Here is a 22,897-nt window from a genome sequence, read left to right on the forward strand (position 1 = left end):
GCTACGTCGCCGCGGCGGCGACATGGGCAGTATCGAAATATTCGTAGAATTCGACCGCCTTGCCGTCGCGGAAGCGCCAGAAATCGACCTTGGGCGTGTCCGCAACCTTCCCGGTTTTCCTGTTGGTCCAGGCGCACGAGCCGCGCGCGAACACGACATCGCCCTGCGCAACGTATTCGTCGATCGTGTAGCGGATCATCTCCCAATCGGCCAGGAGCTGGCTGAAATAACCCTGCAACACCTCACGGCCGTTATATTGCTTTGCAAACTCCAGCGGCGCCGCGCCGCGGGGAATCGAATCCCAATTGATGCTTGGATCGCAAATGCTCAACAGTTGCTCGACACTGCCGCCTTTGCTCTCGTGCCACTGGCGATAGGCGTCCTTCAAAATCGCGACGTTGGCTGCTTCGTTAGACATGATTTTCCCTCCGCAATGTTTCTTGGCGTTCTGAAAATGAAGTCCGGAAAGTGTGCCGCCCGCTTCCACAGTGGCGAGCTTTTTGTGGTTCTACCTCAGATCGTAGCAGGGGTCGTCCCATGAAAAAAGCCCCGGATCGCTCCGGGGCTTTTTTGTCGCGTATGCGGTTGGATCAATACCGGTAGTGATCCGCCTTGAACGGGCCTTCCGGCTTGACGCCGATGTACTCGGCCTGGTCGGGGCGCAGTTCGGTCAGCTTGACGCCGATCTTGGCGAGATGCAGCCGGGCCACCTTCTCGTCCAGCGACTTCGGCAGCACATAGACTTCCTTCTTGTACTTGCCGTCCTTGTTGTTGGCGAACAGTTCGATCTGCGCCAGCGTCTGGTTGGTGAAGGAGGCCGACATCACGAAGCTCGGATGGCCCATGGCGTTGCCGAGGTTCACCAGGCGGCCTTCCGACAGCAGGATGATGCGGTGGTTGTCGGGGAAGGTGATCTCGTCGACCTGCGGCTTGATGTTGTCCCACTTCAGGTTCTTCAGACCCGCGATCTGGATCTCGTTGTCAAAATGGCCGATGTTGCAGACGATGGCGCGATCCTTCATCGCGCGCATGTGCTCGATGGTGATGATGTCCTTGTTGCCGGTGGCGGTGACGAAGATGTCGGCGCGGGGTGCCGCGTTTTCCATGGTCACGACCTCGTAGCCTTCCATCGCCGCCTGCAGCGCGCAGATCGGATCGATTTCGGAAACCATCACGCGGCAGCCGGCCTGGCGCAGCGAGGCCGCCGAGCCCTTGCCGACGTCGCCGAAGCCGGCGACCATCGCCACCTTGCCCGACATCATGACGTCGGTGCCGCGGCGGATGCCGTCGACCAGCGATTCACGGCAGCCATAGAGGTTGTCGAACTTCGATTTGGTCACGCTGTCGTTGACGTTGATCGCCGGCCACAACAGCGTACCGGCCTTCTGCATGTCATAGAGACGATGCACGCCCGTGGTGGTCTCTTCGGAAACGCCCTTGATGCTCTTAGCAATCTCGGCGAAATAGCCCTTCGGCTTTTCCTTGAGCTGCTTCTTCAGCAGCGCGAAGAAGACTTCCTCTTCTTCCGAACCCGGCTTGTCCAGGAACTTGGTGTCGCCGTTCTCGGCGCGCAGACCGAGATGGACGTACATGGTGGCGTCGCCGCCGTCGTCAAGAATCATGTTCGGGTGACCGCCGCCACCGTGCCAGTCGAACAGCTTGGCGGTGTAATCCCAGTATTCGGTGAGGCTCTCGCCCTTGACGGCAAACACCGGAATGCCGGCGGCTGCGATCGCCGCCGCCGCGTGGTCTTGCGTCGAATAGATGTTGCAGGAGACCCAGCGGATGTCGGCGCCGAGTGCGGCCAGCGTCTCGATCAGCACGCCGGTCTGGATCGTCATGTGCAGGGAGCCCGCGATGCGCGCGCCCTTCAGCGGCTGCTTCGGGCCGTATTCCTCGCGCGTCGCCATCAGGCCGGGCATTTCGGTCTCGGCCAGCGAGAGTTCCTTGCGGCCGAACTCGGCGAGCGAGATGTCCTTGACGATGTAGTCGGTAAAGGCAGGCTTCTTGGCGGCGGCGGTCATGTGTTGATCCCTTGAAAAAGCTTATTCCGAAAAGCGCGAAAGGCTTTCCGGAATAAGCAGGACGATTACGGAGAAAATCAGAACGCACCCTTTAGCGCGGACACCAGATCGGTTTTTTCCCAGGAGAAGCCGCCATCCTTTTCCGGCGCGCGGCCGAAATGGCCATAGGACGCGGTGCGGCGATAGATCGGCCGGTTCAGTTTCAGCGTGCGGCGGATGTTGGTCGGGGTCAGCCGGAACAGTTGCGGCAGCACCTTTTCGAGCTTCTTTTCATCGACCTTGCCGGTGCCGTGGGTTTCCACCAGCAGCGACATCGGATCGGCGACGCCGATCGCATAGGCGACCTGGATGGTGCAGCGATCGGCGAAGCCGGCCGCGACAACGTTCTTGGCGAGGTAGCGCGCCGCATAGGCAGCGGAACGATCGACCTTGGTCGGATCCTTGCCGGAGAAGGCGCCGCCGCCATGCGGCGCGTAGCCGCCATAGGTGTCGACAATGATCTTGCGGCCGGTCAGGCCGCAATCGCCGTCGGGACCGCCGACCACGAAATTGCCGGTCGGATTGACCAGGAAGTCGGAGGACTTTTGCGGCATCCAGCCCTTCGGCAGTGCCGACTCGACTTCATGCGCGATCATGTCCTTGATCAGGCCGGGCGAATACTTCTTGCCGTTCCGGCTCTTCTCGTTGTGCTGGGTCGAAACCACGACCTTGGTGCAGCCGACCGCTTTGCCTTCGACATATTTCACCGTGACCTGGCTCTTGGCGTCGGGCTGCAGGTCGAACAGCTGACCGCTGCGGCGCTTGTCGGACAGCACTTTCAGGATGCGGTGCGCGAAGAAAATCGGCGCGGGCATGAAGCTGCCCTTTTCGTAGATTTCGCTCTCGTTGCAGGCATAGCCGAACATCATGCCCTGGTCGCCGGCGCCTTCTTCTTCGCCGCTCTTCTTTTTCTTGGCATCGACGCCCATCGCAATGTCGGGCGACTGGCCATGCAGCAGCACCTCGATATCGGCGCCGTGATAGGAGAAGCCGTTCTGGTCGTAGCCGATGTCCTTGACCACGCCGCGGGCGATTTCCGAGATCAGTTCGCGATCGACCACCGAGACGCCGTGAATGTCGCGGAACAACTGGCCACGGCCCTCGCCCGCAATCACGATCTTGTTGGTCGTGCAGAGCGTCTCGCAGCCGAGACGGGTATTGACCGCACTATCGTCGGCAATACCGAGCTTGACGTCCTTCTCGAGGAAGGCATCGAGAATGGCGTCGGAGATTTGATCCGAAACTTTGTCCGGATGGCCTTCGGAAACCGACTCGCTGGTGAAAAGATAAGACGCGCGCATCAACAACCCCTTGTTTCCGCCTGATGTCGGCGGGCTCTCTTTGTCATTTATCCCGGAATGTCAGTCGCGACGGCGCGAGATGACGTAGGATTCGTCGTAAAACCAAAGCCCATTATGCTTGCGCAGGACCTCTCTGGTGGCATCGAGGGTTCGGCCGTTTTCGGTCATTTCCGTCAACCGTTCGTCTTCGATCTGGGCCACATACACCGCCGCGTTCCACGCTGCAAAGGCCGTCGAGGTTCCGATCGAGCCGGTGACCTCGTTGGGCAGCGCTTCCATATCATAACGGAAGATGGAACGGTTATCGGCGTAGGCATTAAAATTGAGGTCGCGCCCGGCCGACCCCAGCTCGTATTTCACCGTGCGCAGTAGCTCATGACGGCTCACCGCGAAAGGATTTTCTCCGGGCCACACCGCCTGGATGATTTCCAGCCCCGGATCCTGCCCGTGGGAGTGAATTCCGATCAACCGGCCGCCGGCCCGCAGCGCCCGCGCCAGCGGCGCGATAATCCGCTTGGCGCGGAAATTCACAGAGGATTTGGCCCGGTATGGCTGGGATGCAATGACGAGGTCGAAATTGGCCTCGGTCCGGCCCGCCCGGGGGATGATCGAATCAAGCAGGAACCGGTGGTCCTCCCGGTAAACCACCAGCGCCACCGGCCGTTCATAGATCGGCATGCCCGATGTGGGGCTGACATTGGCCCGCCAGTTCTGCTCAAGAAATGGGCCCAGTGCGGCGATCTGGGTTTCGAACTCGCCCGACGAGGCCCCCTGCAAGGCCACCTCGTGCCAGATCATGCCCGCGGCCGCCGCGGGCGAAGCCGGCGTCAGCCAGGGCGCCTCGGCGTAGTACATGTTGGTGAGCACAAAAACGGTCGCGGGATGCTCGAACAGCCGGTCCGGGACCTTGTCGAGCGTCAGGCGGACGTCCTCCAGGCTGAGCTCCTTGCCGGCGATATAGAACGGCATATGGGGGAAGCGGCCGTGCATCGAGCGCATCACCCGCGCCAGCACCGTGCCGTCGCCGACGCCGGCATCGAACACCCGCAGCGCCGGCGGCCGCGGATGCAGGCTCGACAGCTCGAGCGCCACCCGGTCGGCGATCACCCGCTTTTCGCTGCAGGTATGGACGAACAACAGGTATTTCTGCCGGTTCTCGAAGAAGCGGAAATTGCCCCTGGGGTCGCGCTTCTCGGGCGGCACTTCGATCCCGCGCGGCGGCGGCAGCCCGCCCGGCGTGGAAGCGGCGATATAGGCCTGGATCCGGTCCAGCGTGTCGATGGTGATGCGCTTGCCCTCGCGCAGGCGATGCACCAGCTTGCCGTCATTGACGGCCCGGCGGCCAAACGTCGTCTCCGCCATATCGGCCTGGCGGCAGAATTCCGATATCTGGCTGAGAATCTTGTCGTTTTTCATCGGGTGGCGGTTTGGGACGCAGCGGTGGGCAGCGGTAGGTGACCGGGATGTCCTACCACCATCTGCCCAACGGGGAAAGGTGCGTTTCCCGGCCCGGCCGGCATGAACCGCCATGCCGAATTTCGCCACCAAGACAAGGACGCACCCCCTTGATGGTGAGGACCAATTGACGCGCCGCGCGATCCTGACGCTGACCTTGCTCGCCGCCGCCCTGTGGTCGGCGCCCTCCCTCGCCCAGTCCCGCAAACAACTCGGGCCGCTCTGCACCACCGACACCACGCCGACCGATCAGATGATCGATGCCTGCAACAAGATCATCGCGCTGAAGGTGTTTTCCGGCGAGAAACTCTCGACCATCTATTTCTGGCGCGCGGTCGGCTGGAACAAGAAGGGCGACTACAACCAGGTCATCGCCGACGCCAGCGAGGCGCTCAGGCTCAAGCCTGATATCGCGATCTACAATCTGCGCGGCTCGGCCTATTACGACAAGGGCGAATACGACATCGCGATATCAGACTTCAACGACGCGCTGCGGCTGGGACCGCCGAGCGGCATCCTGTTTCACAACCGCGGCAACGCCTGGCGTGGCAAGGGCGAGTACGCCAAGGCGATCGCCGACTATGACGCATCGATCAACGCCGGGCGGAAGTCTCCGTTCTCCTACCAGAACCGCGGCATCTCGAAACAGGCGCTCGGCGATCTCGACGGCGCGATGGCCGACATCAACGAAGCGATCCGGCTCGATGCGGCGCTGCCGCAGCCGCTGATCCACCGCGCCGTGATCTGGCGCACCAAAGGCGACTTCGAACGCGCCATCGCCGACGGCACCGAGGCGATCCGCCTCGCCAAGGCGAAGGCGCCGGTCAACATCATGACGCCGCCCGGCAGCGTATTGATTTCGGCCTACAGCCAGCGCGGCCTCGCCTATGAAGCGAAGGGCGATTTCACCAGCGCGAGGCAGGACTACGCCGCAACCCTCGAAGGCAAGGCGTCGGACGCCGGCAGCAAATCCAATCAGGCCACCGCGAAGGTTCGGCTCTCGCTGTTGTCGGACGCGCCAGCGCCGAGACATGCGACATCAAACACGACAACCAACACGACACCGACGCCGGCGCCGGCCGGCGCGGCCACCCCTGCCCCGCTTCCCGCCCCGGTCCAGGGCATCACGCGGCGCGTCGCGCTCGTGATCGGCAACGGCGCCTATACGCACGTCACGCCGCTGCCCAACCCGGTCAACGACGCCCGCTCGATCGCCAGGAGCCTGCGCGACATCGGCTTCGTGGTGAACGAAGGCATCGATCTCGATCGCGTGGCGATGCAGGCGACAATCCGCGAATTCCTGCGCGATGCGGCACGGGCGCAGGTGGCCGTGGTTTATTATGCCGGTCACGGCGTGCAGGTCGAGGGCCGCAATTATCTCGTGCCGATCGACGTGGCGCTGCAGGCCGGCGGCCGCATGACGGATACGATGGTGGAAATGGATACGATCATGGCCGGCCTCGACGATCAGGTGCGCACCAACATCCTGATCATGGACGCCTGCCGCAACAATCCCATGACTCCCCCCGTGGCGACGACGCAAGTGGCTTCCGCCGGCGCCAATCGCGGCATTCAGGCCGGACCGGGCCTCGCCGCACCCGCCAGCCTTGGCGCCGGCTCGACGCTTGGCGCGGGAACGCTGATTGCCTACGCGACCGCGCCCGGACAGGTCGCGCTCGACGGCGAAGGCGTCAACAGCCCATTCTCGGCAGCCCTGTCGCGCCACATCGGCACGCCCGGGCTCGAGGTGCAGCAGATGCTGACCCGAGTCCGCGCCGAAGTGGTCGCCGCGACCAAGGCCAAACAGGTGCCGTGGTCGAACTCGTCGCTGCTCGGCGAGGTCTACCTGACGGAGAAATAACGACGCCGCTCTCGCTACCGTCATTGCGAGCGAAGCGAAGCAATCCATCTTTCTGTGTCAAGAAAGAATGGATTGCTTCGTCGCTTCGCTCCCTTGCGCAAACGCTTCGCGTTTGTCGCAGGTGACGATGTGGGAAGGCGACGCTCTATTCCTCCACCCGCTGCGCCACAAAGACGCCGTTCGGCTGGTGAAAGACCACCTCGTCGATAACAGCCTCGCCGCGGAATTCGACGACGAAGCCTTCAAGTTCGACGATGCGAAACCTTCTGCCCTGCTCGGGCGCGAGGCGATAGGCCGGCTGGTAGTCGGGCTTCAGCACCAGCCGGCCTTCGCTATCCAGCGTGACGCGATGCGTAATCGCGCCGCCCTTGAAGTGGCCGACGCATCGGGCGCGGAACGCAGCATCGGTGCAGTCGCCGGCCGCAAGGCGTGCAAAGACGATATCCTTCACGACAGGCTCCAGCGGCGCCGACAGGCTGACAATGTTGCCGTCGCGGTCAGTCAGGAAGGTGACGGCAAGCCGGTCCGGCTGCAGACGGTCGGGAACCTCGGGCAATTCGAACGTCTCGTAATGGCGGTGCGTCAGGGGCGCGAACATCCCGCGCCAAGCCCAATGCAGCGCACCGTCCTCAACCTTCACCGACATCACGCCATAGGCCGGATGCGCGTACTCGCCGGCATACGCCGCCAGTTCGTGCGCCGGGCGCGTATCCTTGTGACGCGCCTTTTCCCGGGCGTCCTTGTCGACCTGCATGTGGGCGATGAATTCGTCGCGTTGCTTGAGGAAGCGCGCACGCCATTCGACCGGCTCGCGGCCACGCAGCCGGTCGAGGATGTACCAGGTCAGCGTTGACGGCACTTCGCTCGGGCTGCGGTTGGTCAGGACCGCAATTCCGATGCCCAAGTCCGGCATCAGCGTCATCAGCGATCCCCAGCCGACCCAGCCGCCGCCGTGAAACACCATCCGGTCGCCGCGATAGTAGTTGGTCTGGAAGCCAAGGCCATAAAGCGCCTGACCGAACTCGGCGAGGTTGGGCACCGAGATGAAGGCACGCGACGCATGCAGTTCACCGATCAGCGCTGCCGGCAGCAGCCGCTCGCCGTCGAACTCACCTTTGTCCAGATGCAGCCGCATCCAGTTCGCAAGGCCCGTGACCGAGGTGTTGATCGCACCGGCCGCAATGGTGCGGATCGGCAGGCGCATCGCCGGCAGCCGTGTATCCTCGTGCATCATGTACGGCCGCGCCGCTTCACCTGCGGCGTCAAGGTCGTCGAGGTTGAAGCTGACGGTCATGCCGAGCCGATCGGTCAGCCGGGTCCGGATGAACGCCCCGAAACTCTGTCCGCTGAGGCGCTCGATCAAGAGACCCGCGACGTTGTAGCAGAGGTTGTTGTATTGCCAGGAGGTCCGGATATCGCGGCTCAGTTCGAGATGCCGCATCAGGCCTAGCATTTCGGCGGGCGCCCGGTCGCCTGCCATATGCACCCAGTCATGCCGCGGCAGCCCCGACTGATGGCTCAGCAGGTCGCGCACCGTGACCCGCTCGGTCGCGACCGGATCGCTCAGGCGAAACTCGGGCATGTAGTCGCGCACCGGCTTGGTCCAGTCGAGCCGCCCCTCATGGTGCAGCAGCGCCATCGCGGTCGCGGTGAATGATTTGGTGATCGAGCAGATTACGAACTGCGTCGCCGGCGTTACGGGCAGATTTGCCTCGACATCGCGCTGACCATAGGCCCGCGTCAGCGCCACGTTGCCGTCCTGCACCACGGCAAGGGCGACACCCGGCACCTTCCAGTCGGCCATCACTTCGGCGGCAAGACGATCGAGATCGGAGGCGAACGAGGAAACCGGCGCGGTTGGCGCCTCGGCGGATGCGTGGGACATGCAGCTTCTCGGCTCGAACAGCAGCTAGCGCACATCCCGGATCAGGCTGCACCACGCGGCAAGGTTGCGTTGCGGATTGTAGCTGGTGGCGAGCCGCTCGCGAAGCCTGCCTGACGGAGAAGTGAAGACGCTTCGTTTGGCGCGGTTCGCCCTCGCGGCCCTCGAAGGAATGTACTTGCACCGGTTAACGGCTGCGCCGAAGCAGCTTCTCCGCCTCTTCGATTTCGGGGAGATCCCGCGCGGTGTCGAAATCGACGAGGAGCGGCCCGAGCAGTTCGGATACGGGCGCCGTTCGACCATTCCTGATGTAGAGGCGCGCCAGACCAAGCGCGCTGCGCAATTCGAAAGTCTTGGTCTGCTGGCGCCGGGCGATTTCAAGGGCCCTGTTGAAGGCAGCTTCGACCATGGAAGCGTTCGGCGGGTCGCAACGGAGCAGCAGCTCTCCCTGGACACGATGCAGTTCGGCATCGAGCCAATGCTGGCCGGATTGTTCGGTCCAGCCAATCAACTCGCGCACAATTTCCAGCCCGGTCTCGAGTTGCCCCGCTTCTGCGTTCGCCAGGGCAACATGCATGCCCCAGAACGGCTCACAAAGGTAGCAATCATTTTCATGCAGCAGGGTCCAGCCGCGGCGCATTTCGCTCAGTCCCTCCTCCCGTTCGCCGGCGCGCCACTTTGCAAGGCCGTTCAGGTAGGTCCCGGCAGCCACATACAACGGCATGGTATGTTCGCGGGCGAGAGCGAGGGCAAGGATGGTCTCTGTCTGCTGCAACATGCCCCGGCACAGTCCGTCGAAGACGGCCTTATGAACGAGCGCATTGGCTTGCGACAGCGCTCGCTGTTCTCCCGGGACACTCACCGCTGCCGCGGCGAGCCGGCGCGCCCGATCGATCTTCCCGATCGGCCAGAGCACTAGGGCAAGAAACCTCATGATGACGAACGGCAGATCCAGCGTCGACGCCCTGAAGGTCTCGGGATTCGGCTCGGCGCTGTAGATCGCCAGCGCCCGCTCAAGATGCACTTTCGCATTCAGGTAATCGCCGCCGAACCAGCAGGTCACCCCGCTCGTCCAGTGCGCGAGGACTGCAGCCACCGGCGATTCCGGTCGCCGGTCGGCGGCGCTCACGATTGCACCCACCAAGTCCCGCATCGGCGCGATCTCGCCGTGAGTGAGGCAGGCATTGAACAGGCCCGAATGGATCGGCGCCAGTTCGACCGGATCATTGATGTCAGCTGCGAACTGCCGGGCGCGCGTCCATGCGGCCACCGTTTCGGGCGCGCTGTGCCCAAGGCTTCCGCGCAGCGCGCGGCTATAGGCAATCTGGAGATCGAGCCGGCTCATGATGCGGCCCGGCGCATCGGGCACCCCATCGGCGATCGCGACGGCCTTGCCGAGATGGGCGACCGCCTCGGAATAGGCCGAGCGTTTCAGCGCCTGCTGGCCGGCCTTGCGCCACCAGCCGAGGGCCACCTCGCCGAGCCCCGCCTCGGTGAAGTGGTAGGCCAGCACTTCCGGCTCGGTTTCGGCGACGACCGGAAAGCTGTCGCGCAAGACATCGCCGATATGCTTGTGGAGCTGCAGCCGCCGGCTCTTGAGCAGGCTCTCGTAAGCCGCTTCCTGCACCAGCGCATGCTTGAAGCTGTAGCGAGCTTCCGGCGGCGTGCCACGCCGCATCAGCAGTTCGGCCTGCTCGAGCTGCGCCAGCGCGGCGCTCAATGTCAGATCATCGCGCCCCGCCACACATCGCAGCAGCGTATACGAGAAGTCGCGGCCAATGGCAGCGCCGATCTGCGCCACCTCCTTGACCGGCGCCAGCCGGTCGAGCCGGGCCATCAGCGAGTCCTGCAGCGTCGCGGGAATGGCGAGCGGTGGGAGCGGACTATCGAGCCGATAGCGCCCGGCATCTTCCACCAGCAGCCCGGACTCCAGCACCATCTTGGTCAATTCCTCGACGAACAGCGGGATACCATCCGTCCTCTCGATGATCTGCGTCATCATTTCGCCTGGCAGCTGCCGACCGACGGTCACCTGCTCGACCAGCGCGCGCGTGTCCCGCCGGTCAAGCCGATCGAGCCGCAACAGGCTGACGTTGGGAAGGCCCACCCAGGGCGGCTCGAACTCGGGCCGAAAGCTCATGAGCACGAGTATCGGCAGTGCCCTGATCCGGTCGACCGTGAGATCGAACAGCTCAAGCGTGGTGGCGTCGGCCCAATGCATGTCCTCGCAGACAACCAGCACAGGCTGCTGCCGTGCCAAACCCTCGAGCTGATCGAGCAGGGCGACGAATGTCTGTCGCCGCTGCTGCACTGGATTCAGGCCGAGCGGCGGATAGCGCTCGCCGGTGGCGATCGAAAGCAGAGCGGCGATGAGCGGCGTCGCCTTGGCCACCTGCTGCGTTCCGAGCGCCAGCATTGCCTCGAGCTTGTCGAGCTTCTGGTCTGGCGTGTCCTGCGACCTGATGCCGGCAGCGCGCTCGAGTTGAGCGATAAAGGGATGAAGCGCACTGTTGGTATGGTAGGGCGAGCACTGATAGCGCACCCGGCGGTGGGTCCCCAACGCAGGGTTCTCCGAGAGCATCGCGACGATGCGCGACTTGCCGATCCCGGCCTCGCCGGAAATCAGGACCACCTGGCCCTGGCCCTGCCACGCCAGCTGCTGGCGCGAGAGCGCGAATTCGATCTCCGCCTTGCGGCCGACAAAGCCAACCGAGCGCACGGTTCGCACCGCCTCGAAGCGGCTCTCCGATGCGGCTCCGCCTTCGACCGCCCAGACCGCGATCGGCTCGTCGATGCCCTTGACCTCGCGGCGGCCGAGGCTGCGAAACGTGAACAGATCGCCAAGCAGTTGGCGCGTCGAAGCCGCAACGACAACCGCCCCCGGCTCCGCCAGGCTCTGGAGTCGCGCAGCGACGTTCGGTGTATCGCCGACCATCGCCTGCTGCTCTGACGCGCCTCCGCTGATGAGGTCGCCTACCACGACAAGTCCGGTCGCGATCGCGATCCGCACCTCAACCCGCTGTATCGCGCGCGTTTCGAGCGGCCCTATTGCGGCGGTGATGTCGAGCCCCGCCCGCACGGCGCGCTCCGCGTCATCCTCGTGTGCAACGGGATAGCCGAAGTAAGCAAGTATTCCATCGCCCACGAACCTGGCGATAATGCCATCGTAAGTGGCAATGACCCTCGCGCAGGCGGCCCGATAGGCGCGGATCACCTCCCACATGTCCTCGGGATCGAGTCGCGCCGAAAGCGCCGTCGAACCGACCAGGTCGCAGAACATGACGGTGAGGTGCCGTCGCTCGGCATCGCGCCGGATCGCCGGCTCGGCGACCAATTCGGCTTGATTGAGTTCGGCAATCGCGCGCAGCATTTTACGACGATGACCGAGCAGGACTCCCAATCTGTCGTAGTCCTGATCCGTCAGTTCGGGAAGGACACCAAGATCAATCCCGTTCTCGGCAAAACGCAGCGCGTATTGCCCAAGCCCCAGCTTCTCGAGCCAGTCCGCAATCGTCTGCATTGGCACCACCCACTGTCTGGTTGGCGGCCAGCCCAATATTGGACCACGGTAACGAAAAAATTATTGCACATTTTTCCCGGATCGCACGTCTTGTTTGCGGCAATTCGGCGGCGGCTGGCCTTCGCTCGTTCTGGAAGGTGCCCAGTCCAAAAATCCGCTACTCAAAAGAGTATTGGCAGGATGCAATCGGCTGGATTGCCGAATATTCCCACGTCAGGATAGCGAGGAACCCATTCGCAGTGTTCAAAAATTCAAACTGATATGGACGTGGCGCCGGATTGAGCGGATCGGTGACCCCAGACATAAGACCCGCCGAGATCTGCGTTGTGTCGACCATCGGCTAACGAACGATCAGGTACCACGTTACTCCGGAAAAAGTTTTGATTGAACCCTGAGCGCCCGACGATGACGTAGCCTGCAGGGCGGGAGCATATCGACGATGTGAAGTGTCTCACACAGTGGTGCATTAGCAGGTGCTAGAAGTCCGATCGGTCCCAACGGCTGCTGTCACGAGCGACATCAGATTTTTCCGGGGACCCGAGGGCGCTCAATAGCGCCCACGCGGAAGCGGCGCAGATTCGCGCCCGGCAATGTGGCGACAACCTGGATTGCGCGAGCCCAGGCCAACGCACTTAACGAAACTGCAGGTCATACGGATTTCGGGAAGATGGGCGCATAACGTCGTCAAACGCGTTGATGCGGCCGTTCGAGATTACCTCACGCCGGACGATTGCTGCGTCGGAGGCGCAGCCACTATCGCGTCGTCCCGGCAGGCACCTTTTGGAAAGGTAGCAACATGAAAATGGCCAACGCAAATCTCGACAGGTCATCCGGCACGAAGACGACCGGGTTCGCTCCTGTTGCTCTCATCAAATCGGCGCATCTCATTGAACGAGTAGGACTCGCCGCGATTGGCGGCTCATGCGGCTTGTACGTCGCCGCAGCATTATTGCGCCGGCAAGACGAACTGCCCTTAAGTGTCGGGATCGTCCTGTTGATGATGCTCTTTGGGGCTTTCAGCTTCTATGTCGGCATCGACCTGCCTCGCCGTTCTGCTCGAAGATCAGCCTCGATCCGGCGGCAACGATGGAGCCCCGATACTGCGATCGAGCTCCTGAGTGCGGTCGGAATATTTCTTGCCGCGATGGCGACGTTTGCGTCTGTCGGCATCATCATCCTCGATGAGACCGTGTCTGACGGATGGCTGGCGTTGATCGGAGGCAATTGGATGACAGGCTCTTCGTGCCAGATTGCTGCCGGCATCATCGCCCGGAGCTACGGCACGACCGAAGATGCCGGCAAGTGATTTTCCGATTGCCGTTGGAATGCGCAGCGACGTTCGTCCGCGATAGCGGAATGTCAGCGCTATGTACCCACCAGGACAAAAAATTGCGGTGTGAGGCCGTCGTGCTGCGCGTTGCGCCGATCCGGAGGGGCGTCGGAGAATTACCCGCTTGTGGAGGGAAACCGGACTTGGCCGGCAGGGGCGCAAGCCGACGCCGATTGACCCATAGCTGCCATTTGCAATTCAAGACCGTTCGGTCTATATGTACGGTTATGGCACGCCAATCCCCAATGCAGTTGCCGCGTGGCCGGCCCCGTGGTTTCGACACGGAAGCCGCCGTCGAGCGCGCCATGGGTGTGTTCTGGTCACGCGGCTATCACGGCACGGCGCTTCCAGACCTGCTTCGAGCGACGAAGCTTTCGCGCGGCAGCCTTTATGCCGCCTTCGGGGATAAGCACGCGCTCTTCCTGCGTGCGCTCGATCGCTATATCGCCGACGCTCTGGCGCGGATGGACGTCGAACTCGGTCCGCGCCACGCGCCGGTTGATGGCCTGCGGACCTTCCTTGCTGGTTACGTCGACCGCACAAGCGGCGCCAGCGGTCGGCGCGGATGCCTGCTGGTGGCCACAGCGATGGAAATGGCTGGCCACGATTCGGATGTCGAAGGTCGCATCGGCGGTTTTTTCAAAGCCATGGAGGCCAGGGTCGCCGGCGCACTCTCGCGCGCAAAGGCAACCGGCGATCTGGCCGCTGGTGTTGAGCCTGCAAGTGCCGCGCGGATACTGGTCTGCTTCGTCGAGGGACTTCGGGTGGTCGGCAAAACGGGACCAACGCGCACCACGTCGCAAGCCACTGCTGACGCCCTTCTCGACCGCTTCATCAAGTAGCTCAATCCATGGACGCACGCCGTATCATCGCGCCTATATCTGGACCGATTGGTCTTAAAATGAGGATGCCATGTCTGCCATTCAGATCGCCTGCGCGGTGCTGGTGCCTCTAATCTGGGGCTATCAGTTCGTAGCCATCAAAGTGGGCGTGGTGCAGTTTCCGCCACTCTTCTTCCTTGGACTGCGCTTCCTCGCCATAGCGCTGCTGCTCATCCCCTTCGTCGCAAGGCCGACACGTCAAGAATTCGGCCCTGTCGCTGTCATCTCGGTCTTCCTTGGTGGACTGAATTTCGGATTATTCTATGTGGGCCTGGGGCTCGGTTCAGGCAGCATGTCTGCCGTCGCCTATCAGCTCGCTACGCCCTTTACGGTCCTGTTGGCCTGGCCGCTGCTTGCGGAGCGGCCGTCGCTGATGACGTCCGCCGGTGTGCTGGTTGCCTTCGGCGGCGTGGTCGTGTTGGCCGCCGGGCCGGCCCTGTCCGCAAATGCCTTACCGATCCTGCTGGTGGTCGGGGCTGCCTTCGCGTTCGCGGTCGCCAACGTCCTGACCAAGCGCCATGGCCCGTTCGATCCCTTGATGTTGACGGGGTGGTCGTCACTTTTCACGGTACCGCAGGTCATGTTGATGTCGCTGTTCCTTGAACATGGACAACTGACGACCCTTGTCACGGCGGACGAACGTGGCTGGATGGCGCTCGCCTACACTATTTTCATCGGAGGAATTGTCGGGTTTGGCCTTTGGTTCTGGCTGATCGCCCGTTGCACCATGGCCCGCGTGGCACCATTCGCGCTGCTGCTTCCGGTCTTCGCCTTGATTTCGAGCGTGTTGTTCCTTGGCGACCGCGTGACCCCGACGCTGGCTATCGGGGCGCTACTCGCCATTTCGGGCGTCGCCATTACGCAAGTGCGTCGCGCGTAGGGGGCTAGCGAGGCGTGACCGCCGTTGCTCCCTCCGGCCCAAGCCACACCCCTTGGTCAAGAAGAGCATCGACGCAGCTCCCGATCATTTCAGAAAGGGACAAAAAGATCGGCGGATTGCGCTTCGCTAGTCCGCCCTACGTTCTAGGCAGCTTTCGTCTTGATCGGCTCGATCTTGGCGAGGTCTTTGCCCATGTGCCGCTTTGCAATCTGGATGTCGTAATCGGTCTGAAGGTTCAACCAGAGCTCTGGCGAGGTGCCGAAGGCCCTCGACAGGCGCAAGGCGGTGTCGGCGGTTATGCCAGTTTCCTCGTTCGACAGCCGTTCAATGCGCGTCCGCGGAACGCCGCAAGCCTTTGCCAACGCTCCGGACGATAGCCCGAGCGGCAGCAAGAACTCTTCCCGAAGAACTTCACCGGGGTGCATGGGAGCAAGTTTCCTGGCCATTAGCGGTTCTCCTTAGTGATAGTCCGTCAATTCAACGTCTCGTGGTCCATCCGGAGTCCAAACAAAGCAAATCCGGAATTGGTCATTGACGCGGATCGAGTGTTGGCCTGCCCGATCACCCCTGAGAGCCTCCAGCCGATTGCCGGGCGGGACGCGCAAATCGGCAAGAATGTGCGCGGCGTGCAGAAAACGGAGCTTGCGGCGGGCAACCTTGATCAAGTCGGCTGGAAATCCCTTGCGGACTACGCCATTAAACACGTCTTCCGTGAGGGAGTTCTTGAATCCCCTGATCATGACCAAATGTATCAATACGCGATACACATGTCAATGACATTGTATCAAGTAGTGATACAGATGAGGATGTGCGGAATCCGAACATCCGGGGTTCGCGCCGCCGCTTGCGCAATAGCAAACTGGATGTGCCGGGTGCGACAAAACAACCCGTCGGGCAAATCAGTTCTGATTTACAGAAATCATGTCAAGCCCCGAAATAAAAAATATTTCGCTTTTCCAGAAGGCCAAATCAGGGGCATATCTTTGCCCATCCCGTCCCACTCAGAGGGCGTCGGCCGTCGTCACGGACGTTGGACGGGTTGCGGTGGACGCTGATGTTGCGGAGACGTAACGCGACAGCGGCGTACGGCGAAGACGCGTGGTCCTGACACCCCGTTGCTGGTGTCAAGTTCCCGAGAAGCCAAAAGCTGATGGGGGATGACGGTGGCAAGGAAGCCCGTTCACCGGGGAGATCGCGTTATAAGCCGTAAAGCCACTGCGCAGGGAATGTCGGATCGCCTCCGCTGCCCTGTATGCTCGTGTGCATTTTGTTTTGTGCAAACCGCACGCGAGACCGCGGGTGCAGCGTGCATCCGGCATTCCCTGCGCCCTTTGATTTCGAAGAGGGTAAGGAATTTCTGGCAAACCTCGGGCCGATCAGGTCGCGAGATCGCAAAAGTGCGTTTGGATAATGGTGCAGCGACAAACACAGCCGTCGTCCCGGGCTTGACCCGGGACCCATACGCCGCGGCAGTTATTGTTGAAGAAGGTATCTGACGCCACGGTTCTCACCGATGGGCCGCGGCGTATGGGTCCCGGCTCAAGGCCGGGACGACAGGTGGAGATGTCCGGGACGACGCGGTGAGATGGAGCTACTTCCCCCACACTTCGTTCGCGACATCGACCGCGAGCTTCAGCTTGGCCCACTGCTCTTCCTCGGACAGGATGTTGCCTTCCTCGGTCGAGGCGAAGCCGCATTGCGGCGACACCGCGAGCTGTTCGAGCGGCGCGAATTTTGCGGCCTCCAACAGCCGGCGCTTGACGTCTTCCTTGTTCTCGAGCTCGCCGAACTTCGAGGTGATGACGCCGACCACGACCACCTTGTTGCCCTTCGGCAGATAACGCAGCGGTTCGAAGCCGCCGGCGCGGTCGGAATCATATTCCAGGAAATAGCCGTCGTAATTGGTGCCGGCCAGCATGGTCTCCGCCACCGGCTCGTAGCCGCCGGAGGAAATCCAGGTCGAGCGGAAATTGCCGCGGCAGACATGGGTGGTGACGATCATGTCGGCCGGCCGCTCGGCCAGCGCGTAGTTGATGACGCGGGCATAGATCTCCTGCAGGCCGTCGGGATTGTCGCCGCGCTCGCGCGCCTTCTGCAACTCGTCCTGGGAGCAGAGATAGGCCCACACGGTGTCGTCGAACTGCAGATAGCGGCAGCCGGCGTCGTAGAACGCCTTCACCGCCTTGCGGTAGGTCTTGCCGAGGTCCTCGAAGAAGGTTTCCAGGTCGGGATAGACGTCCTTGGAGATCGCCTTGCGGCCGCCGCGGAAATGCAGCACCGCGGGCGACGGGATCGTCATCTTCGCGGTGACATGCGCGGTGTCGCAATGCTTCTTCAGGAACCTGAAGTGATCGAGCATCGGATGGTTGTCGGGGAAGTCGAGCTTGCCGATGACGCGGATGGCGTCATGCCGGGTCTGGACGCCGGCGAACTGGATGCCCTGGTCGGGATGATACAATTCGCAGCCGGTCAGGTCCTTGAGGAAATCGAAATGCCACCAGGAGCGGCGGAACTCGCCGTCGGTCGCCAGCTTGAGGCCGAGCGAGGCCTGCTTGTGCACGACCTTTTCGATTTCGATGTCCTCGGCCTTGCGCAGCTCCTCGGCCGTGATCTCGCCCTTCTCCAGTTTGGCGCGCGCCTCCTTGATGCGCTGCGGCCGCAACAGGCTGCCGACCTCGTCGGCACGGAACGGGGCTTTGGTTCGCTGCATGGTCTTGCTCCTGAGGAAACTCAATTAATGTGCGGCGCCGGCGACGCCGAGATAGCGTTCGAGCACCGCGGGATCGGCCTTCAACGCGCTGGAAGCCGCATCATGCACGATCGCGCCGCGTTCCAATATCACAACCCGGTCGGCCAACCCCAGAATCTTTTGGGCATTCTGCTCGACAATAATCGAGCAGATGCCCCCGGCGCGGGTAATGGTGCCGAGCGCCCGCAGCAGTTCCTCGACGATGATGGGCGCCAGCCCCTCGGTCGGCTCGTCCAGCAGCAGCACCTTCGGATTGAGCGTCAGCGCCCGGCCGATTGCCAGCATCTGCTGCTCGCCGCCCGAAAGCTGGTTGCCGAAATTACTGCGGCGTTCCTTCAGCCGCGGAAACATTTCGTAAACCTTGTCGACGGTCCAGGGCCCGGGCTGGGCGACAGCCGTCATGTTCTCTTCCACCGTCAGCGAGCGGAAGATGTTGCGCTCCTGCGGCACCCAGCCGATCCCGGCGCGCGCCCGCTGGTCCGGCCGCATCGGCGTGATATCCAGCCCGCCAAGCGCGACGGTGCCGCCGAAACGGCGCGTGATCCCGACGATCGAGTTGATCAGCGTGGTCTTGCCGGTGCCGTTGCGGCCGAGCAGCGCCAGCACCTGGCCTTCGCCCAGCGTCAGCGACATACCGGGCAGCACCACCGCCTCGCCGTAGCCGGCGCGCAGGCCGTTGATGGCTAGAAGATCAGACATCGGCCGCCTCGCCGAGATAGACCGCCTTGACCTGGGGATCGCGCGCCACCTCCTCCGGCGGGCCTTCGACCAGCATGGCGCCGTTGACCAGCACCGAAATCCGGTCGGCGAACGAAAACACCAAATCCATGTCGTGCTCGATCAAAAGCACCGTAACGTCGCGCGGCAGGGCGGCGACCGCCGCCAGAATATCGTGGCGCTCGCTCTCGGGCACGCCGGCGGCGGGCTCGTCGAGCAGCAGCACCCGCGGCTTGGTCGCGATCGCGACCGCGATCTCGAGCAGGCGCTGCTTGCCGTAGGGCAGCGTCGCGGTGAGTTCATTCATGACGTCGAGCAGGTGAAAGCGCGACAGCGTCTCGGCGACCTCCTGGTTGACGTCGTCGCGCGTCCCCATCCGCCGCCACCAGTCGCCGCCGCGGCCGAGCCGTTCGGACACCGCAAGCCCGATGGTCTCCAGCGGCGTCAGATCGGCATAGAGCTGGTTGATCTGGAAGGTGCGCGACAGGCCGCGCAACACCCGCTTGTGAACAGGCAGATCGGTGATGTCGTTGCCCTCGAGCAGGATGCGCCCGGCATTGGGGGCAAGCACGCCGGTGAGCAGGTTGATGACCGTGGTCTTGCCGGCGCCGTTCGGCCCGATCAGGGCATGGCGGGCGCCCTGCTCGACCCGCAGCGAGAGGTCACGCGTGACCCGCAGGCCCCCGAATGATTTTTCCAATCCCTTGGTTTCCAGCGCGATCGTCATGGCGCGTCACTTTCGGGAACGGCCACGACGGCTTTGCGTCCGGCGATTTTCCGGATCACGAGATTGGGCAGCCACAGCGCCCAGCGATGCATGCGGTCACGGCCGACCAGCACGATCACGACCAGCACGAGACCGATCCAGAACAGCCAGTATTGCGGCGTGATGGTGGAGAAGAATTCCTGCAGCATCTTGAACACGACCGCGCCGATCAGGCCGCCATAAAGATAGCCGGTGCCGCCGAGCACCAGCACCAGCATCAGATCGGCCGATTTTTCGAACGCGAAGACGTCGAGCGAGGCCAGCGCCGTGGTCTGGGTGAACAGCGCGCCGGCAATGCCGGCGTAGAACGCGGCCAGCGTATAGATCGCGATCAGGCGGCGGTTGACCGGCACGCCGATGGCGGACGCCCGCAGCGGGTTGTTCTTGATCGCGCGCAGCGACAGGCCGAATGGCGAGTTCACCACCCGCCGCGCGAGCAGGAACAGCAGGAACAGCACGATCAGCGAATAGAAGAAGCCGGTCTTGCCGAACATGTCGAAGGCGAACAACCCAAGGATCGGCGCCATCTCGATGCCCTGCAGGCCGTCGGTGCCGCCGGTGATGTTGGAGAAACGCTCACCCAGCGCCTCCAGCAGCAACGCGATCCCGAGCGTCACCATCAACCGCGTCAGGTCGACGCCGCGGATCACCAGGAAACTGGTGAGAAAGCCGAGCACCATGGCGACGAGACCCGCCGCGACCAATGCAATCACCGGTTCGGTGATGATGCCGTGGAGCGCCAGCAGCCCGGCACAATAGGCGCCGACGCCGAAGAAGGCGGCATGACCGAGCGACACGATACCGGCATAGCCAAGGATCAGATCGAGCGACAGCGCGAACAGTGCCAGCCGCAGGATATCCGTCATGATCAGATAGCGCGACGGAAACAGGAATGCGCAGGCCAGCACCAGAACCCAGAACGCGATTTCGCCTCCGCGCCAGCGGGAGCGAGCCATGGCATGAGACGAGACTTCGGGAAGCGCGCTCATATCGGCTCACCGCGCCGCGGTGCGGCCGAACAGACCGTTCGGGCGCCAGATCAGGATCACGATCATGATGGTGTAGATGACGAATGGCCCCATCTTCGGCACGTAATATTTACCGGCGACGTCGCCGATGCCGAGCAGCAGCGACGCCAAAAACGGCCCGGTGATGCTGGAGGAGCCGCCGACGGTGACCACGATCAAAAAGTAGATCATGAACTTGAGCGGAAAATACGGATCGAGGCCGAGAATTTCGGCGCTCAGCGCGCCGCCCAGACCGGCAAGGCCGCAACCGAAGGCAAAGGTAAAGGCAAACACCTGCGGCACGTTGATGCCGAGGCCACTGGCGGCACGGGGATCATCGACCGCGGCGCGCAAACGGCTGCCAAACCGGGTTTTCGCCAGGATCAACTGCAGCCCCACCGTGAGCAGGCCGCAGATCACGATGATCATCAGCCGGTAGCGGCCGATGCCGACGCCGAAGAAATCGAACTGGCCCTCGAGCGCCGCCGGCAGCTTGATGAAGATGCGCGACGATCCCATGATGTAATCGACCGACGCCACCGACATGAAGGTGAGGCCGATCGTGAACAGCACCTGGTCGAGATGGCTTCGTGTGTAGAGATGGCGGTAGAGCGTGCGCTCCAGCGCCACGCCGATCACCGCGCTGACGACGAAGGCGAGCGGCAGCGCCGCGAAGAACGGCCAGCCGGAATTGTTGACCAGAACGGCGCAAACATAGCCGCCGGTCATCGCGAACGCGCCATGGGCGAGGTTGACGAAGTTCATCAGCCCGAGCGTCACCGCAAGGCCGCAGGCCAGCACGAACAACAGCATGCCGTAGGCGACGCCGTCGAACAGGATGGTGAAGAGTGTGGTCATGGGATCGGCTTAGCGAACGTTAGAGAGAGACACCAAATTTGCAACGTCGTCATGGCCGGGCATAGCCGTCTGAAGGACGGCGTCGCTTCCGCTCGCCTATGCCCGGCCATCCACGTCTTCCTTGCGGTACGGCGAACAAGGACGTGGATGCCCGGCACAAGGCCGGGCATGACGGAGAGAGCGGACGCGCGCCCCGCGATGTGCAAGTGCACATCGGGGATGACGGCTTCGCCGTCACTTCTTCGTCTTGCCGGAATCCTTGACCGCCTCGAAGGTCGCAAATTCGACGTTGTAGAGTTCCCCGTCGGCCTTCTCGACCTTGCGGATGTAGACGTTCTGCACGATGTCGCGGGTTTCCGGATCGATCGAGATCGGGCCGCGCGGGCTTTCCCACTTCATGCCCTTCATGGCCTCGACCAGCGCATCGCCGTTGGTCTTGCCGCCGGTCTTCTTCAGCGCCTCATAGATCAAATGGATGCCGTCATAGCCCCCCACCGCCATGAAGCCCGGACGCTGGTTATAGGCCTTCTTGTAGGCCGCAACGAAATCCTTGTTGGCGGCGGAGGGATGTGCGGCGGAGTAATGATGCGCCGTCACGGTGCCAAGCGCCGCATCGCCCATGCCGTTGAGCAGGTCGTCATCCATCACGTCGCCGGGTCCGATCACCTTGATGCCGGCCTTGTCGAGGCCGCGCTCGGCATACTGCTTCATGAAATTGCCGCCCTGCCCTGCCGGCACGAACACGAACACGGCGTCGGGCTTCGAATCCTTCATCCGCTGCAGGAACGGCGCGAAATCAGGATTCTGCAGGGGGACCTTGACCTCTTCGACGATCTCGCCGCCGCCGGCGGTGAAATTCTGCTTGAAGAAGTTCAGCGCGTCGTTGCCGGGCGCGTAGTCGGTCGTCAGCATAGCGACCTTCTTGATGCCGTTCTTGGCGGCCCAGTCACCGATGATTGTCGAGGACTGCGCCAGCGTAAAACTGGTGCGCACGATATAGGGCGAACGCTCGGTGATGATCGAGGTGCCCGCGGCCATCACGATTTCCGGGATCTTGGCCTGGGTCGCCAGCGGCGCCGCGGCAAGGGCTGCCGGCGTCACGCCGAAGCCGGCGATGAAACTGACCTTGTCGTTGACGATCAACTCCTGGGCGAGGCGCTTGGTGTTGTCGGGGACCGCGCCGTCATCCTTCAGAATGACCTCGATCTTCCTGCCGGCGACGGTGTCGCCCTTCTGCTGCATGTAGAGCTTGACGGCGTTGTCGATCTGCTTGCCGGTCGAGGCCTGCCCGCCGGTCATCGGCAGGATCAGGCCGATCTTGACGGCGTCCTGCGCCTTCGCGGGTATAATGGCCAGTACACCGGCGACCGCGCCTGCGGCCAGCAGCAATTGACGACGAATAGACATGAATTTTCTCCCCCTGATCGGTCTTGTGCCTTGAGCCGAGTCCCCGGCCCTTGCCTCACCATAGCTCAAATTTTCGGCCGGGTAGCGCCACGACATGGCGGTTCACCGCGGCCTGTTGTCAATCGGACGAAGGGCGCGTTTCCTTGGACGGGCACGTTCACCGGGGGCGTTCCTGCGTCAGGTCGTTGGCAGTATTATAACACCGTCCTCGGCTTCGAAA

Annotated in this window: 18 protein-coding genes; 4 read left to right on the plus strand and 14 right to left on the minus strand. The window is 62.8% G+C overall.

The genetic code is table 11. The annotated features are described in order from the left end of the window. Position 1: 1 nt before the first annotated feature. The 4 genes from JQ567_RS03800 to JQ567_RS03815 all read right to left on the minus strand — a co-directional run bounded on the left by JQ567_RS03800 (position 2) and on the right by JQ567_RS03815 (position 4,780). Complete coding sequence (locus tag JQ567_RS03800) at positions 2 to 418, minus strand: nuclear transport factor 2 family protein (RefSeq protein ID WP_212437555.1); 417 nt, start codon at positions 416 to 418, stop codon at positions 2 to 4. Positions 419 to 590: 172 nt separating this feature from the next. Then, a complete protein-coding gene (ahcY, locus tag JQ567_RS03805; protein ID WP_212437556.1) occupies positions 591 to 2,024 on the minus strand; it encodes an adenosylhomocysteinase in 1,434 nt (477 codons plus the stop codon). A 77-nt stretch (positions 2,025 to 2,101) separates the two neighbouring features. Beyond that, entirely contained in the window at positions 2,102 to 3,364 is a 1,263-nt protein-coding gene (gene metK, locus JQ567_RS03810) for a methionine adenosyltransferase (RefSeq protein WP_212210133.1), read from the minus strand. A 60-nt stretch (positions 3,365 to 3,424) separates the two neighbouring features. Continuing rightward, complete coding sequence (locus JQ567_RS03815; RefSeq protein ID WP_212210132.1) at positions 3,425 to 4,780, minus strand: hypothetical protein; 1,356 nt, start codon at positions 4,778 to 4,780, stop codon at positions 3,425 to 3,427. A 112-nt stretch (positions 4,781 to 4,892) separates the two neighbouring features. Here JQ567_RS03815 and JQ567_RS03820 point away from each other — a divergent pair, with 112 nt between their 5' ends. After that, the gene (locus JQ567_RS03820) at positions 4,893 to 6,680 is read left to right on the plus strand and encodes a caspase family protein (protein ID WP_212437557.1); all 1,788 of its coding nucleotides are present in this window, start codon (positions 4,893 to 4,895) and stop codon (positions 6,678 to 6,680) included. A gap of 145 nt (positions 6,681 to 6,825) precedes the next feature. Here JQ567_RS03820 and JQ567_RS03825 read toward each other — a convergent pair whose 3' ends face one another. Then, the gene (locus tag JQ567_RS03825) at positions 6,826 to 8,565 is read right to left on the minus strand and encodes a serine hydrolase (protein WP_212437558.1); all 1,740 of its coding nucleotides are present in this window, start codon (positions 8,563 to 8,565) and stop codon (positions 6,826 to 6,828) included. 184 nt (positions 8,566 to 8,749) lie between these two features. Beyond that, positions 8,750 to 12,082 (minus strand): adenylate/guanylate cyclase domain-containing protein, encoded by a 3,333-nt coding sequence (locus JQ567_RS03830; protein WP_212437559.1) that lies wholly within the window; start codon positions 12,080 to 12,082, stop codon positions 8,750 to 8,752. A gap of 796 nt (positions 12,083 to 12,878) precedes the next feature. Between JQ567_RS03830 and JQ567_RS03835 the strand changes: the two genes are divergently transcribed. The 3 genes from JQ567_RS03835 to JQ567_RS03845 all read left to right on the plus strand — a co-directional run bounded on the left by JQ567_RS03835 (position 12,879) and on the right by JQ567_RS03845 (position 15,173). Further along, positions 12,879 to 13,388: a hypothetical protein gene (locus tag JQ567_RS03835; protein ID WP_249165209.1), complete on the plus strand. Its 510-nt coding sequence runs from the start codon at positions 12,879 to 12,881 to the stop codon at positions 13,386 to 13,388. A gap of 269 nt (positions 13,389 to 13,657) precedes the next feature. Next, a complete protein-coding gene (locus tag JQ567_RS03840; RefSeq protein ID WP_212437560.1) occupies positions 13,658 to 14,254 on the plus strand; it encodes a TetR/AcrR family transcriptional regulator in 597 nt (198 codons plus the stop codon). A gap of 70 nt (positions 14,255 to 14,324) precedes the next feature. After that, positions 14,325 to 15,173 carry a DMT family transporter gene (locus tag JQ567_RS03845; RefSeq protein ID WP_212437561.1) on the plus strand — a complete coding sequence of 283 codons (849 nt, stop codon included), beginning with the start codon at positions 14,325 to 14,327 and terminating at the stop codon, positions 15,171 to 15,173. 143 nt (positions 15,174 to 15,316) lie between these two features. Here JQ567_RS03845 and JQ567_RS03850 read toward each other — a convergent pair whose 3' ends face one another. The 8 genes from JQ567_RS03850 to JQ567_RS03885 form a co-directional block, all read right to left on the minus strand. Beyond that, positions 15,317 to 15,619: a HigA family addiction module antitoxin gene (locus JQ567_RS03850; protein WP_212437562.1), complete on the minus strand. Its 303-nt coding sequence runs from the start codon at positions 15,617 to 15,619 to the stop codon at positions 15,317 to 15,319. A gap of 12 nt (positions 15,620 to 15,631) precedes the next feature. Further along, positions 15,632 to 15,913 (minus strand): type II toxin-antitoxin system RelE/ParE family toxin, encoded by a 282-nt coding sequence (locus tag JQ567_RS03855; protein WP_212437563.1) that lies wholly within the window; start codon positions 15,911 to 15,913, stop codon positions 15,632 to 15,634. A gap of 851 nt (positions 15,914 to 16,764) precedes the next feature. Next, on the minus strand, positions 16,765 to 17,883 hold the full coding sequence (locus JQ567_RS03860; protein ID WP_212437564.1) for a cobalamin-independent methionine synthase II family protein: 1,119 nt from the start codon (positions 17,881 to 17,883) through the stop codon (positions 16,765 to 16,767). A 24-nt stretch (positions 17,884 to 17,907) separates the two neighbouring features. Then, positions 17,908 to 18,621 (minus strand): ABC transporter ATP-binding protein, encoded by a 714-nt coding sequence (locus tag JQ567_RS03865; RefSeq protein ID WP_212437565.1) that lies wholly within the window; start codon positions 18,619 to 18,621, stop codon positions 17,908 to 17,910. Further along, positions 18,614 to 19,366, minus strand: coding sequence for an ABC transporter ATP-binding protein (locus JQ567_RS03870; protein WP_212437566.1), 753 nt, complete (start codon positions 19,364 to 19,366; stop codon positions 18,614 to 18,616). The genes JQ567_RS03865 and JQ567_RS03870 overlap by 8 nt, the downstream gene beginning before the upstream one ends. Then, on the minus strand, positions 19,363 to 20,394 hold the full coding sequence (locus JQ567_RS03875; protein ID WP_212437567.1) for a branched-chain amino acid ABC transporter permease: 1,032 nt from the start codon (positions 20,392 to 20,394) through the stop codon (positions 19,363 to 19,365). The genes JQ567_RS03870 and JQ567_RS03875 overlap by 4 nt, the downstream gene beginning before the upstream one ends. Positions 20,395 to 20,400: 6 nt before the next feature. After that, positions 20,401 to 21,270, minus strand: coding sequence for a branched-chain amino acid ABC transporter permease (locus JQ567_RS03880; RefSeq protein ID WP_212210124.1), 870 nt, complete (start codon positions 21,268 to 21,270; stop codon positions 20,401 to 20,403). 234 nt (positions 21,271 to 21,504) lie between these two features. Continuing rightward, a complete protein-coding gene (locus JQ567_RS03885; protein ID WP_212437568.1) occupies positions 21,505 to 22,677 on the minus strand; it encodes an ABC transporter substrate-binding protein in 1,173 nt (390 codons plus the stop codon). Positions 22,678 to 22,897 lie beyond the last annotated feature (220 nt).

Source organism: Bradyrhizobium sp. AUGA SZCCT0431, assembly GCF_018131065.1.
In the GTDB taxonomy this organism is placed as follows: Bacteria; Pseudomonadota; Alphaproteobacteria; order Rhizobiales; family Xanthobacteraceae; genus Bradyrhizobium.